This window comes from Streptomyces sp. NBC_00727, from assembly GCF_045161745.1.
In the GTDB taxonomy this organism is placed as follows: Bacteria; Actinomycetota; Actinomycetes; order Streptomycetales; family Streptomycetaceae; genus Streptomyces.
Window position 1 is genome coordinate 6429665 of record NZ_CP108981.1, and the last position, 13534, is coordinate 6443198.

Annotated in this window: 10 protein-coding genes and 1 pseudogene; 8 read left to right on the plus strand and 3 right to left on the minus strand. The window is 71.3% G+C overall.

Annotated elements, in window-relative coordinates:
- Nucleotides 1-29: 29 nt before the first annotated feature.
- From OG242_RS29020 to OG242_RS29035, 4 genes and pseudogenes are all read left to right on the plus strand, one after another.
- Entirely contained in the window at nucleotides 30-1115 is a 1086-nt protein-coding gene (locus OG242_RS29020; protein WP_405900962.1) for an ATP-binding protein, read from the plus strand.
- Between the two features lie 23 nt (nucleotides 1116-1138).
- A complete protein-coding gene (locus tag OG242_RS29025; protein ID WP_405901756.1) occupies nucleotides 1139-3049 on the plus strand; it encodes a TniQ family protein in 1911 nt (636 codons plus the stop codon).
- Nucleotides 3050-3168: 119 nt separating this feature from the next.
- Nucleotides 3169-3512 (plus strand): annotated as a pseudogene (locus OG242_RS29030) (Appr-1-p processing protein); the annotation flags it as partial.
- Between the two features lie 112 nt (nucleotides 3513-3624).
- The gene (locus tag OG242_RS29035) at nucleotides 3625-4248 is read left to right on the plus strand and encodes a TetR/AcrR family transcriptional regulator (protein WP_405900963.1); all 624 of its coding nucleotides are present in this window, start codon (nucleotides 3625-3627) and stop codon (nucleotides 4246-4248) included.
- Between the two features lie 9 nt (nucleotides 4249-4257).
- Here the strand turns inward: OG242_RS29035 and OG242_RS29040 are convergent, their stop codons facing one another.
- Complete coding sequence (locus OG242_RS29040; RefSeq protein ID WP_405900964.1) at nucleotides 4258-5160, minus strand: oxygenase MpaB family protein; 903 nt, start codon at nucleotides 5158-5160, stop codon at nucleotides 4258-4260.
- Nucleotides 5161-5393: 233 nt separating this feature from the next.
- Here OG242_RS29040 and OG242_RS29045 point away from each other — a divergent pair, with 233 nt between their 5' ends.
- Complete coding sequence (locus OG242_RS29045; RefSeq protein ID WP_405901757.1) at nucleotides 5394-6305, plus strand: oxygenase MpaB family protein; 912 nt, start codon at nucleotides 5394-5396, stop codon at nucleotides 6303-6305.
- On the opposite strand, the gene OG242_RS29050 is transcribed toward OG242_RS29045, so the two are convergent.
- On the minus strand, nucleotides 6268-7308 hold the full coding sequence (locus OG242_RS29050) for a LacI family DNA-binding transcriptional regulator (RefSeq protein ID WP_405900965.1): 1041 nt from the start codon (nucleotides 7306-7308) through the stop codon (nucleotides 6268-6270). The genes OG242_RS29045 and OG242_RS29050 overlap by 38 nt on opposite strands.
- 209 nt (nucleotides 7309-7517) lie before the next feature.
- On the opposite strand from OG242_RS29050, the gene OG242_RS29055 reads away from it, so the two are divergent.
- Together OG242_RS29055 and OG242_RS29060 are read left to right on the plus strand one after the other, a co-directional pair.
- Complete coding sequence (locus tag OG242_RS29055; protein ID WP_405900966.1) at nucleotides 7518-8843, plus strand: M14 family metallocarboxypeptidase; 1326 nt, start codon at nucleotides 7518-7520, stop codon at nucleotides 8841-8843.
- Nucleotides 8844-8918: 75 nt separating this feature from the next.
- Nucleotides 8919-10664 (plus strand): BCCT family transporter, encoded by a 1746-nt coding sequence (locus tag OG242_RS29060; RefSeq protein ID WP_405900967.1) that lies wholly within the window; start codon nucleotides 8919-8921, stop codon nucleotides 10662-10664.
- Between the two features lie 43 nt (nucleotides 10665-10707).
- On the opposite strand, the gene OG242_RS29065 is transcribed toward OG242_RS29060, so the two are convergent.
- Nucleotides 10708-11643 (minus strand): FAD-dependent oxidoreductase, encoded by a 936-nt coding sequence (locus tag OG242_RS29065; protein WP_405900968.1) that lies wholly within the window; start codon nucleotides 11641-11643, stop codon nucleotides 10708-10710.
- A 163-nt stretch (nucleotides 11644-11806) separates the two neighbouring features.
- Here OG242_RS29065 and OG242_RS29070 point away from each other — a divergent pair, with 163 nt between their 5' ends.
- Nucleotides 11807-13444 (plus strand): ABC-F family ATP-binding cassette domain-containing protein, encoded by a 1638-nt coding sequence (locus OG242_RS29070; protein WP_405900969.1) that lies wholly within the window; start codon nucleotides 11807-11809, stop codon nucleotides 13442-13444.
- Nucleotides 13445-13534 lie beyond the last annotated feature (90 nt).

A 13534-nucleotide genomic window follows, 5' to 3' on the forward strand; every position in this document is an offset into this window, starting at 1 on the left:
CTCCCGCCGCCAGATCGCCGCCATGATCCTTGGCCCCGAGTCGCACCGGCACTCCTTCACCGGCTGGCAGCATTACCGCACCACCCGCGACCAGTTCATCCCGCCGCCTCGGCTCACCATCAGGCAGTACCAGATGCTGCCGACCGACAGACGCTCGGACTACGACATCTACCGACGGCAAGACCGCCACGGTCTGCTCGGTTGCCGCGGCATTCGAGGATCAGTGGCTGGATTTCCACCACCACCTCAACCCGGAATCCGTCCCGGGCACGTCGGACTTGCACGCACCGGTCGTTTATGTCCAAACGCCTGTCACCGCCACCCCGAAGAGTCTCTGCGAGTCGATCCTGAACTTCTTCGGGCCCGAACGCTGGAAATTCACGCTCCCTCAACTGATCCAACTGGTCGCCGACTGCCTGCGAGACCACGGGGTCAAGGTTCTGATCATCGACGACATCAACCGACTGCGGATGCACCGCGCCGACGATCAGGACGTTCTCGACCTCATCCGGGCCCTGATGAGCTTCAACGTCACGCTCATCCTCACCGGAGTCAACATCCCTGGCACCGGCCTGCTGCGGGAAGCCCACTTCAGCCGCCGCGACCGCCAATGGGTGCTGCCACCGCTGGAGACCACACGCGTCCACGGCCTCGAAGTCACCCAGATCGAGCGGCGCTTCGAACTCGTGGAACTCGACCACTTCTCCTACTCGACGCCCTCCCAGATCCAGGCGTTCGTGAAGCACCTGCGAGGAGCCGAGGCCCACCTGCGGCTCTTGAAGGCGAAGAAGGGCATGCTCACAAACGGCTCGATGCCCGAATACCTGATGAACCGCACCGGAGGGGTCATCGGTCTACTCGGCCGGCTTCTTGAGGAGGGCGCTCAGGAAGCCATGGCCACCGGCAAAGAGATCATCACCGAGAACCTGCTCGACGAGATCATCATCGGCCGGGATATCCCCGCTGAGGAGGCCGGGCCGGCACCAACAGATGTCCCTGCCGAGCCGGACGACGGCAAGAAGGTCACCAGGAAGACACGCAGGGCACGCAATACCGTCTTCGACGACCGCGGGCCACGAGTCGACCCCGAAGCTCCTGCCGAAGCAGCGAGTTGATGCAGCGACCGCCCGCCGAACCCATGCCCCGCAGCCTGATCCCGCTGCCGGGAGAGAGCATGGCCGGGTTCATCCTGCGGCTGTCCCATCGACTGCACGTCGCGCCCAGCAACGTCACGTGGCGCACGGGCCTGACCCCCTACCGCGTCACAGGCGGAATGTCGCCCGTCCGCCACCTGCTCATGATGGAGCCCCCTGAGGCGTCCGCGTTCGCGCACGCGACCCGCATGCCTACCGCGACCGTCGAACGGCTCACACTCCTGCCCTATCTCGGCCGCTATCCCCCCGTCGCCGAAGCCCTCACACGACAACCGAACGACCCGCCCCGCGCCCGGAACGTCTTCCCTTCCTGGCTCCTCGTCGGTTCCACTCGCTACTGCCCGGCCTGCCTCAAGGGCGACGGATCAGTGATCCAGGAACGACACGGAGGTGCCTGGCGATTGCTCTGGCACTTGCCCGTCGTCTTCGCATGCCTGGAACACCAGGTCCTGCTCCAAGACACATGCCCTGCCTGCCAGCATGCTGCCCAGAGTCGGCACCCCGAGGGCCGTCTCAAACTCGTTCCGTCTCCATCGACAGCAGGCCTCCACCCACTTCAATGCCGCAACAGCAGCATCAGCACAAGCGCCGGGAGAGCATTCTGTGGTCACCGGCTCGACGACGGCAGCGGCCTCAACCAGATCCGCCTCAGCCCTGAACTGGACGGCTTGCAGCGCACGATCCTCGACTGGCTCAGCCCGTCCGCGACTCCCCAGACTGCCTTCCATAGGTTCGCGGACCTGCAGGTCACGGCCTCGATCGTCAACGCGACCTGGCCACACACTGCAGACGCGACCCACCTTCCCCACGTGCTGACGGCAGCCCTTGACGAGCACCACGCCGCCCAGCAGCAGGCAGCCGAATCCGTTGACGGCAAACCACCCCACCGAGGGAGCCGCCACCCCAGCCTCTGGAGCACCGAACCGAGATCCTCAGCGGCAACGGCCGCGTTGCTCACCATCGCTCACACCCACCTCCGGCAACCCGTCCACCAACTGCGAGAGACCCTGACCTCCCTGCTTGAGCACGCACCGGAGACCCCCGATCGCCGCTGGGGCGCAACATGGGTCACTCTGCAACGCGACGCTTCCCCTTTGATCCGGCACGAGATCGACAACGCCTTCAGACGGCGCTTCCCCGCGCAACATCCTCCCGGCTCGTCCGATCAAGCCGATCGGACCGCTTGCGTCATCCCCGTCCGCGCACGTGGCTACCAGGCCGAGAACATCCCTCAGCACCTCCCTGACGAGTGGTTCACCCTCCTCAGCCAGGCCTCCCGTCCGAAGTTCCTGCCACGATCACCGCAGACCAATGGGCTGCGAAGAGCAGTCGCGGTTCAACTCGTCCAAGCTGTCACCGGCATGCGCATGGACGAAGCCGCCCGGTTCCTCGGCATCCCCACCAACTGGCTCGGCCCGTTCCCCGCCCCGCTACATCCCCTCCGTTTGATCTTCCAGAAGAAGCCCTACGACCTGGCCGGCGCCCTTGAACAGCTCGCCGAACACATCGCCGCTCTGCCTCAGCAGGTCGACTACAGGCAGCGCCGCGAGTCCTTCCAGCCCTGGAACCTCTCCACCGCTACCTGGAACAAGATCTGCCGCACCGTCCCCACCACGAGGATCGTTCGGTCAGACGACCAGTTCCGCGAGTGCTCCTCCGCGTTCGTCTGGTCACACCTCACGGGCAGTGAATGGAAACTCGCCCCATGCTTCCTGCCGCCTCACTCGCCCGAGGGTCGGACGTTCACGCAACAGGACTCCAAGATCATCCAACGCATCTCCTGCCCACCCGATCGCACCTGGAAGGCGGTGGCTGACCTTCTACGGCAGGCAGCCCACAGAAACCTCGCCTCGTGGGAGAGACGGCACCAGCAGCGACGCTCCGTGAGCAGCTAAGCCCCGGATCGCCAACTATCGGGAACGGGCTCCGCCAACTACGTTGAACAGCTGGCGAGCGACCAGCGCCAATGCCTCCACGCATCCGCCAACTATCGCGAACGGTCACACCTGAACGCATGTCCGAGATCACGTACGTGCGGGGGGACGCGACCGCTCCCCAGGGCAAGGGCGTCAAGGTGATCGTGCACGTCCGCAACGACCTCGGCGGCTGGGGCAAGGGCTTCGTCCTGGCCCTCTCCCGCCGCCGGCCCGACCTGAGGCCGCGTACCGCAGTTGGCACCGCGACCGCGCGCACAACGACTTCGGCCTCGGCGCGGTGCAGTTCGTGCAGGTCTCCCCGTACCGGCGGGTGGCGAACCTGGTGGGCCAGCGCGGGATGCGCCGGGGGAGCAAGGGCGTCCCCGTGCGTTACGAGGCCATCGACACGGGCCTCGCCGCCGTGGCCGACCGGGCCCTTGAGCCGGCCACCCGTCTCGGGAGCCGCCCCGCCCCGGCCTGGTACGGGAGTACGCCGCGTGTCACTCTGTTCCGGCTCCTATCGTGGGGCGATCCGGAGGAACGGGGGAGGGCCCATGACGGCACGCGGTACCGGCGGGGCGCCCCCCTCCCAGGAGACCGGCGGGCCCACCGACGCGCTGGGCGAGCAGATCCTCGATGCCGCGCGCGAGCAGTTCATGACCTTCGGGCTGCGCCGCTCGACCGTCGACGACGTCGCCAAGCGCGCCGGGGTCTCCCGGGTGACGGTGTACCGGCGGATCGGCAACAAGGACAGCCTCGTCTCTGCGTGCCTGCTGCGCGAGTACCGCCGGTTCGTCGTGGAGGTCGACGAGGCCGTGGCCGCGCTGCCCACCCCCGAGGACCGGCTCGTCGAGGGCTTCGCGGCCGTGCTGCGGCACATCCGCGAACACCCGCTCATCGGCGGGCTGCTGCGCCTGGAGCCCGAGACCATGCTGCCCTTTCTCACCGTGGAGAGCGGCCCCGCCTTCCTCGCGATCCGCGGCTACCTGGCCGGGCGGCTGCGCGAGGTGCGGCGCCTGGAGGGCGGGCCGGAGACCGACCCGACACCCGTCGCCGAGCTCGTGGTCCGGATCACCGTCTCCTTCCTCCTCAACCCGGTCAGCTGCTTCGAACTCGACGACGACGCCCAGGTCCGCGACTTCGCCCGCCGCTGCCTGGTGCCGCTGCTCGCCGCCTGACCGGGCACCTCAGCCGCACTCCGGCCCCGGCCGGGCGGCGACCTCGTCGGGCAGCGGCTCCAGCGGACGGCTGCGCGCCCAGTGCGGGCCGAGATCGTCCAGCCGCCAGCCGAAGGGGTACGAGCGCGGCTGCGGCCGGGACGGGAAACGACGCGGCCGGGCCGGCATTCCCCGTACGCACCGCGCCCGCAGCCGCAGCGCCGCCGACGCCGAGGTCCGCATCCACCGGGGCTGCGGCCGGAACCCCAGCGCCCTCAGCAGCGGCTCGTCCAGCAGCGCCAGCGAGAACCGCGCGACGAACGGCCGCAGTGGGCGCGGATACCAGCTCGCCATCACCCGGAACGTGGCGCTCGCCACCCGCCGGTTCGCCGGGTCGTACGCGAACATGCGCTCCTCGTAGGCGTCGAGCAGCCGCTCGAACCCCTCGTACGTGCCGGGGACGTCCTCGATGCCCATCATCGCCCCGGTCCTGCGCCCCGCCTCCGCCAGTGCCTGCACCTCCTGCGCGCACAGCGGGCGCCAGCCGTACCGGTCGATCCAGCGCTTCGGCCCCACGACCGTGGTCGCGAGCACGTAGCGGAAGTCGTCGTTGGGGATGCGGTACCTGCCGTGGATGCGGTTCAGGTGCCGCGCCGCCGCCCGGCCCCGCTCCGAGTCGAAGCCGTCGACGGCCATCTCGTACCCGATCAGCACCGTGTCGTCGTACCGCTTCTGCCCGTTGCGCTCGAACTCCTGGGTGCGGTCGAGGAGTACGGAGATCCTGGGGACACCGTAATCGCGCAGGAACGCCACGCTCACGCCCTGCCGGTAGTCCCACGGGAACTCGTACTGCGAGATCAGCCGGAGGATCTCGGCGTAGTCCCGCGCCGGATCCATCCGGCGGATCTCACGCAGGCGGCTGTACCGGCCCATGGTGCGCCCTCCTGTCCGTGTCCGGCTCCCCTCAACCGCCGTGCACAGCAAGCGATATGACGAGGCGTCTGGTCCGGGGAGTCAAAGTTACAAATACTATCGACTTGTTTCATCGCCCCCGTCAACACCGCGGGCGGGAGCCCGCCGCGCACGCCCCGCAAGCGGCCCGCATACTGGACCACGCGGGGCCGGGCGCTTCGGTCCGGCTCCCGCCGAACCGCCGGGAGCACCGCATGAGCAGCGCAGCAGCCAGCAGGAACGACCCCGCCCCACCCCCGCCCGGCGGCGTGCTGTGGAGCCTGTCCGGGGACATCCGGGCCCTGCTGATGCTGCCCGCCGCCCTCACCCTCCAGGTCGCCCACCCGGCCGTCGGCGCCGGCGTCGACGAGCACTCGGTGTTCCGTACAGACCCGTGGGGACGCGGCGAGCGCTCCCTCAGCTCGCTCCAGCTGTGGGTGTACGGGGGAGAGCAGGCGGCCGAGGAGGGGCGCAGGCTCCGCCGGCTGCACCGCGCCATTCAGGGCACCGACACCCGGGGCCGCCCCTACCACGCCCTGTCACCGGCCAACTACGCCTGGGTGCACGCCACCGGGTTCCCCGTCTACCAGCACGGCGCCCGCTATCTGCTGCGCCCGCTCAGCCGCGAGCAGGAACGCGCGCTGTACGCGGAATGGCTCCAGGTGGGCCGGGTGCTCGGGATCCACGACCGGGACATGCCGCAGACCATCGAGGAGTTCTGGCCCTACTGCCGGGCCGTGCTGGCCGACGAGATCGAGAAGACGCCCGTCGTCGCGGAACTCGTCGCCACCGACACCGCCGTCCCGCCGCCGGACCGGGGGCCGTGGCCGCTGCGGCTGCTGCTCAGGGCGCTGTGGCCGGTGCTGCTCCCGCCGCTCGCCCGGTTCCGCGCGTTCCTGACCGTCGGGCTGATGCCGCCCGACGCCCGCGAGGCCATCGGCCTGGAGTGGACGGACGCGCGGGAACGCGCGCTGCGGCGGTTCTGTGCGGTGGTGCGGGTGGTGGTCCCGGCGCTGCCGGAACGCCTGCGCTACCTGCCCCGGGCGCGCCGGGCCCGGGCGGCGCACCGGGCGGCCCGCAGCGGCGGGCTCAGGCCGAGGCGCGGCGGACCAACTGCGTCGGCGTGATCACCGACTCCGGCCCCGCGCCCCCGTCCTCCAGCCGCTCCATCAGCAGCCTGACCATCAACCGGCCCATGCCTACCACGTCCTGACGTATCGTCGTCAGCGGCGGGTCCGTCGCCTCGGCGACCGACTCCATGTCGTCGAACCCGACCAGCGCCACGTCCTGCGGCACCCGCCGCCCCCGCTCACGCAGCACCCGCAGCGCGCCCGACGCCATCAGGTCGTTGGCCGCGAACACCGCGTCCACGTCCGGCCGCCGCTCCAGCAGGTCCGCCATCGCCCGGGCACCGCCCTCCACCGTGAAGTCGCCGTCCGCCAGCAGCGCGGGCTCCGCGCAGGGCAGGACGTCGGTGTAGCCGTCGATCCGGTCGAGCGCCGAGGTCTGGTCGCGCGGGCCCGCGATGTGCGCGATGTGCCGGCGGCCCAGCCCGGCCAGATGGCGGACGGCCTCCCGGGCACCGCCCCGGTTGTCGCAGTCCACGAAGGGCGCCGCGTCGGTCGGCGCGCCCGGCCGCCCGGGCCTGCCGCCGTAGACGACCGGGACGCGGAAACGCCGGATGGCGGACGGGAGTTCGTCGTCCGTGTGCAGCGAGAAGGCCAGCACCCCGTCCACATGGCCCCCGGCCAGATAGCGGCTGACCCGCTCGAAGTCCCCGCGTCCCTCCACCAGCAGCAGCACCAACTGCGCGTCGTGCAAGCCCAGTTCCCGGCTGATGCCCCGGATGTGCTGCGAGAAGAAGGGGTCGGAGAAGATCCGCGCCTCGGGCTCGTCGATGATCACGGCCACCGCCCCGTTGCGCCGGGTCACCAGGGTCCGGGCGGCGTGGTTCGGGACGTAGCCCAGTTCGTCGACCGCCTTGCGCACCTGGTCGACGAGCGGCTGCCGGACGCCCGCGCCGCCGTTCACCACCCGGGAGGCCGTCGCCCGGGAGACTCCGGCACGGGCCGCCACCGCTTCCAGCGTGGGGCGCGCGTGAAGCGGGGCATCGGGGGACGGACCGGGCAAGGGACGCTCCTCGGGACGCGGCGGGGCCGGAAACGGCCGGGGCCGGCCGATCGGCGCGAACAACGCCGCCAGCCTAGGGCCTGTATTGAGTTGCGACGCCGCGCCACAACTCAATACGGGCCCCAACGGGCCGGGTCCGCGTGCCCGCTTCCGGAAACCGGGCGTGCACAGGTCTGTTGCCCGTACCGGCGCCGAAGTATCTTCCGCCCATGCCGATCGCGCCGACAGGCGGCGGACGGCGGCCGCCCCGGCGCGGCCGTGTCCGCAATCTCGCTCTGGCGGCCGCCTCCGCCGCCCTGACCGTCCCCCTGCTCACCGTCCCCTCAGACGCGGCCCGCACCACCGCACCCCGCACCGGCTTCGAGATCTCCGGCGGGACGCGCTGGACCCGGCAGTCCGAGGAGGCGTCGCTGCTCGCGGCCCTGGCCCGGGGAGGCGACCGGGTCTCCGTACGGCGGATCGGCACGACCGCCCAGGGGCGCCCGCTGCGCCTCGTCCGCGTCGGCAGCACCGAGCCGGACGCACTCACCGTGCTCCTGGTCTGCGGCCAGCACGGCGACGAGCCCGCCGCGCGCGAAGCCTGCCTGAGCACGGTCCGCGACCTCGCCTACGCCACCGACGCCCGTACCCGCGCCTTCCTCGCCCGGACCGAGGTCCTCGCCGTGCCCACCGCCAACCCGGACGGGCTGGCCGCGGGGACCCGTGGCAACGGGGACGGCGTGGACGTCAACCGGGACCACCTCGCCCTGCGCAGCGCCGAGGCCCGGGCCCTGGCCGCCGTACTGCGCGATTACGAGCCCGACGTGATCGAGGACTTGCACGAGTACGGCGCCACCGCCCCGTACTACGACAAGGACCTGCTCGTCCTGTGGCCCCGCAACCCCAACACCGACGAACGGCTGCACGACGAGGCGCACGACCTCGCGGTGGACCGGGTGCGGCCGGCCGCCCTGGACGCCGGATTCAGCACCGGCGTCTACGGCGTGTGGACCGACCCGGACACCGGCCGCCCGGTCGAGCGGACCGCGGGCGACGGCCAGGAGCGCATCCTTCGCAACATCGCCGGCCTCAAACACGCGGTCGCGCTGCTGGTCGAATCCCGTACGGACGCGCTCTCCACCGAGGAGCGCGCCGACCCCGCCCTCGCCGGCCGCCGCCGGGTGGCCTCCCAACTCGTCGCCCTCAAGGCGCTCTTCCGGTATGCGGACAAGCGGCGCGCGGGCATCGCCGCCGCCACCGCGCACTCCCGCGCGGCCGGCTCGGACGACCTGGGGCCCGTCCTCCTCGGCGGCGCCGACGACGAGGCCCCGGCGCCGGACCGGACCCTCACCGACCCGCCCTGCGGCTACCGCCTCACGAAGGAGCAGTTCGCCCGCGTCCGCGACGAACTCGCGCTGCACGCCGTCACCTCCCACCCCGACGGCGACGGGGTGTACGTGCCCCTGCGGCAGCCGGCCAGGAAGCTGATTCCCCTCCTTCTGGACGGACGGGGAACATATCACCTCATAAAGGGTCAACCCGATACCGCTTGTTGATACCGACAGAAGCACGTTCGGTGTGGTACTGCCTACGGAGAGCGATTCCTTCTGTTTCCGTGAAAGGTGCCATTCGTGTCGCAGGACGATCAGAGAGCGGGCGGCAGGGGGGACGTGCCGGTGACGGCGGACCTCCCCGGCCATTCGGCCCACAACCGGCGCCCCGTCACCGACCGGGTGGTGTTCGGTGTCACGGCCGGCCTCACCCTCGCCTTCGTCATCTGGGGGGCCACCGCCACCGACTCGCTGGAGAACGTCTCCGGAAGTGCCCTCGACTGGCTCATCCACAACGGCGGTTGGGCCTTCATGCTGGCCGCCTCCGGGTTCGTGCTCTTCGCCCTGTGGCTCGCCATCAGCCGGTACGGGAACATCACCCTCGGCCAGGAGGACGAGGAGCCGGAGTTCCGTACCGTGTCCTGGGTCGCGATGATGTTCAGCGCCGGCATGGGCATCGGTCTGATGTTCTACGGCGTCAGCGAGCCGCTGGCCCACTTCACCGACCCGCCGCCCGGAACCCACCCCGCCGACCCGGCCGAGGCGATGCAGACCGCGATGGCCACCACCCTGTTCCACTGGACGCTGCACCCGTGGGCGATCTACGCGGTGGTCGGCCTGGGCATCGCGTACAGCACCTTCCGGCGCCGCAGGCGGCAGACCATCAGTGCCGTCTTCGAGCCGCTGATCGGCCCCCGCCACGCCCACGGCGGACTCGGCCGGTTCATCGACATCCTGGCCATCTTCGCGACCCTCTTCGGCTCGGCCGCCTCGCTGGGCCTCGGTGCGCTCCAGATCGGCAGCGGCTTCCACGAGCTGAACTGGAAGGAGAAGACCGGCACCGGACTGCTCGTCCTGATCATCGCCGTGCTGACCGTCGCGTTCATCGCCTCGGCGGTCTCCGGCGTGGAGAAGGGCATCCAGTGGCTGTCGAACATCAACATGGTGCTCGCCCTGATCCTGGCCGTCTTCGTGTTCGTCGCGGGCCCCACGATCATCGTGCTGGACCTGGTGCCCACCTCGATCGCCTCCTACTTCGGCGACCTGCCGCAGCTGGCCGGCCGCACCGAGGCCACGGGTGAGGGCGAGGTCGCGGAGTGGCTCGGCAGCTGGACCGTCTTCTACTGGGCCTGGTGGATCTCCTGGACGCCCTTCGTCGGCATGTTCATCGCACGGATCAGCAGGGGCCGCACCATCCGCCAGTTCATCGGCGGCGTCATCCTGGTGCCCAGCACGGTCAGCCTGATCTGGTTCGCCGTCTTCGGCGGCACCGCCATCAAGCTCCAGGAGGGCGGGAAGCTCGGCGGCGCCGACACCCAGGAAGCGCAGCTCTTCGGTGTACTCCAGCAGTTCCCCGTCGCCACGCTGATGAGCATCCTGGTGATGGTGCTCGTCGGCATCTTCTTCGTCTCCGGCGCCGACGCCGCGTCCATCGTGATGGGCACGCTGTCGCAGAAGGGCATCCTCGAACCCGCCAAGTGGGTCGTCATCTTCTGGGGCGTCGTCACCGGCGCCGTCGCGGCCATCATGCTGCTCATCGGCAACGGCAAGGGCGACGCCCTGGCGGGGCTCCAGAACCTGACCATCCTCGTCGCGGCGCCCTTCACCATCGTCATGATCGGCATGTGCGTGGCTCTGATGCGGGACCTGCGCCAGGACCCGCTGATCGTGCGCCGGGAGTTCGGCGTGGAGGCCGTGGAGTCGGCGGTCATCGAGGGCCACGCCAAGTACGACGGCGACTTCGAGATCCGCATCGGCCCGGGCGGCAGCCAGATCACCACGGAACGCCACGACCACGACCGGCCCGGCGGCTCCACCCCGGCGTGAACCGTACGGCCCGGCGGAGTACGCCGCCGGGCCGTACCGGGGCTCACCCCACCAGCCGCGCCGCCTCCAGCGCGCAGCCCAGCGCCACCGTCACCCCCGCGCCGCCGTGCCCGTAGTTGTGCACCAGCCGTCCGCCCCCGGGCAGGGGCCCGGCCTCGATCCGGACCCCCGCGTCCCTGGCCGGCCGCAGGCCCACCCGGTGGCCGATGACCCGGGCCCCGGCGATCTCCGGCCGCACCCGCGCGCACCGGGCCACTATCTCCTCGGCGGTACGGGGATCGGGCACCGTGCTCCAGTCGTCGGCCGCCGCCGTGCCGCCGAGCACCAGCCGGCCGGGCTGCGGGAAGAAGTACGTGGTCTCGCTCGACGCCGGATCGGCCTCGGTGAACCACTCCCGTATCCCCGGGTTCTCCACCAGCACCAACTGCCCGCGCACCGGCCGCATCCCGGGGTCGGGGACCAGCTCGCGGGCGCCGAGCCCGGCGCAGTTGACCACCGTCCCCGCCTCCGCCGCCGCCTCCGCCGCCGCCTCGGCGAATGAGCTGACCGTGCGCCGCTCGACCGCGCCCCCGGCCGCCCGCACCCGCCCCTCCAGCCACTTCAGGTGCACCGGCATGTCGATCAGCGGCAGCCGGCACCGCAGACCTTCGGCGGTCTCCACGGCGTCCTTCAGCTCCCCGGCCCACGGCCCCAGACCGGAGAGGCGCTCACCGCCGTGGAGGCCGTCGACCAGCCGTACGCCGGTCTCCTCCGGGCGCGCGGCCAGCTCCTCGTACCGGCGCAGGGTGGTCAGCGACCAGTCGCCGACGCGGTCCAGCGGCTCGATCCGGTACGGCCACCACAGCGCCCCGGCCACCGCCGACGTGGTGTCGCCGGCCGGCTCCCGGGACCACACCCGCACCCGGTGGCCACGCTCGGCCAGCACCACCGCCGTGGTCAGCCCGCTGACCCCGCCGCCCACAACGATCACGTCCGACACCGCTGCCCGCCTTCCGCCGCCCGATACGCGTACCTGACCCGGACCCTAAGGGGCCTCCCGCACTCCGCCGCAGGCCGCCCCCCGGGGCCTTGACGCGTGATCCCACAGGCTGCCCCGGCCCGTCCTCCGGGCCCCCGCCGCGCCGATTAGGATCGGCACCCTGATGACTGCCACCCTCGTCGCCAAGGAACTCGCCGCCGGACACGGCGACCGCACGCTCTTCGCCGGGCTCGACCTCGTGGTCGCCCCCGGGGACGTGATCGGTCTCGTCGGAGTCAACGGCGCCGGAAAATCGTCGCTGCTGCGGCTGCTCGCCGGGCTCGACCGGCCGGAGGAAGGTGAGCTGAGGCTCTCCCCGCCCACCGCCACCGTCGGCCACCTGCCCCAGGAGCCCGAGCGGCGCCCCGGCGAGACCATACGGGAGTTCCTGGCCCGCCGGACAGGGGTCGCCGAGGCCCAGACCGCCATGGACGCCGCCACGGAAGCCCTGGTCGAGGGGGCTCCCGGCGCGGACGACGCGTACTCCGAGTCCCTGGAGCGCTGGCTCGCGCTCGGCGGCGCCGACCTGGACGAACGTGCCGAGGAGACCGCCGCCGAACTCGGCCTGACCGTCGGCCTCGACCTGCCGATGACCGCCCTCTCCGGCGGCCAGGCGGCCCGCGCCGGACTCGCCTCGCTCCTGCTGTCGCGCTACGACGTCTTCCTGCTCGACGAGCCCACCAACGACCTGGACCTGGACGGCCTGGAACGCCTGGAGAAGTACGTCTCCGGACTGCGCTCCGGCACCGTCGTCATCAGCCACGACCGCGAATTCCTCATGCGCACGGTCACCAAGGTCCTCGAACTCGACCTGGCCCAGCAGCAGATCAACCTGTACGGCGGTGGCTACGCGGCGTACCTGGAGGAGCGCGAGCGCGCCCGGCGGCATGCCCGCGAGGAGTACGAGGAGTACGCCGACAAGCGCTCGGCGCTGGAGGGGCGCGCCCTGATGCAGCGCTCCTGGATGGACAAGGGCGTCAAGAACGCCCGCCGCAAGGCCACCGACTCCGACAAGATCGGCCGCAAGTTCCGCAGCGAGTCCAGCGAGAAGCAGGCCGCGAAGGCCCGGCAGACGCAGCGCATGATCGAGCGCCTCGACGCGGTGGACGAGCCGCGCAAGGAGTGGGAGCTGCGCATGGAGATCGCCTCCGCGCCCCGCTCCGGCTCGGTCGTCGCCACTCTCCGCGAGGCCCGCGCCGTACGCGGCGACTTCGTGTTCGGCCCTGCCTCGCTCCAGATCGACTGGGCGGACCGGGTCGCCATCACGGGCGCCAACGGTTCCGGAAAGTCGACCCTGCTGGCCGCGCTGCTCGGCCGCCTCCCGCTGGACTCGGGGCACGCGAGCCTGGGGTCCGGCGTGGTCGTCGGCGAGGTGGACCAGGCGCGCAAGCTCTTCCACGGCTCGGAGACGCTGCTGGAGGCGTTCTGCGCGGCGGTGCCCGAGACGGAACCCGCCGACGTGCGCACCCTCCTCGCCAAGTTCGGCCTGCGCGCCGACCACGTGATGCGCCCGGCGACCACCCTCTCGCCGGGGGAGCGCACCCGGGCGGCGCTCGCCCTGCTCCAGGGCCGGGGCGTCAACCTCCTGGTGCTGGACGAGCCCACGAACCACCTGGACCTGCCGGCGATCGAGCAGCTGGAGTCCGCGCTCGACTCGTACACCGGAACCCTGCTCCTGGTGACGCACGACCGCCGGATGCTGGAGGCGGTCCGCACGACGCGCCGCATCCAGGTGGCGGAGGGCAGGGTCACGGAAGCCTGACCAACCCCAGGCCGACGCGACGGCCGGTCACTTCCAGCGCCGCCGGAGCTTGGGGCCCGGGGCCGGGGCCGACGCGCCGGCCGGTCACTT

Coding starts and splice junctions, on each gene's coding strand:
- OG242_RS29055 (WP_405900966.1), top strand. CDS start 7,518: ATGCCGATCGCGCCGACAGGCGGCGGACGGCGGCCGCCCCGGCGCGGC.
- OG242_RS29025 (WP_405901756.1), top strand. CDS start 1,139: ATGCCCCGCAGCCTGATCCCGCTGCCGGGAGAGAGCATGGCCGGGTTC.
- OG242_RS29070 (WP_405900969.1), top strand. CDS start 11,807: ATGACTGCCACCCTCGTCGCCAAGGAACTCGCCGCCGGACACGGCGAC.
- OG242_RS29040 (WP_405900964.1), bottom strand. CDS start 5,160: ATGGGCCGGTACAGCCGCCTGCGTGAGATCCGCCGGATGGATCCGGCG.
- OG242_RS29045 (WP_405901757.1), top strand. CDS start 5,394: ATGAGCAGCGCAGCAGCCAGCAGGAACGACCCCGCCCCACCCCCGCCC.
- OG242_RS29035 (WP_405900963.1), top strand. CDS start 3,625: ATGACGGCACGCGGTACCGGCGGGGCGCCCCCCTCCCAGGAGACCGGC.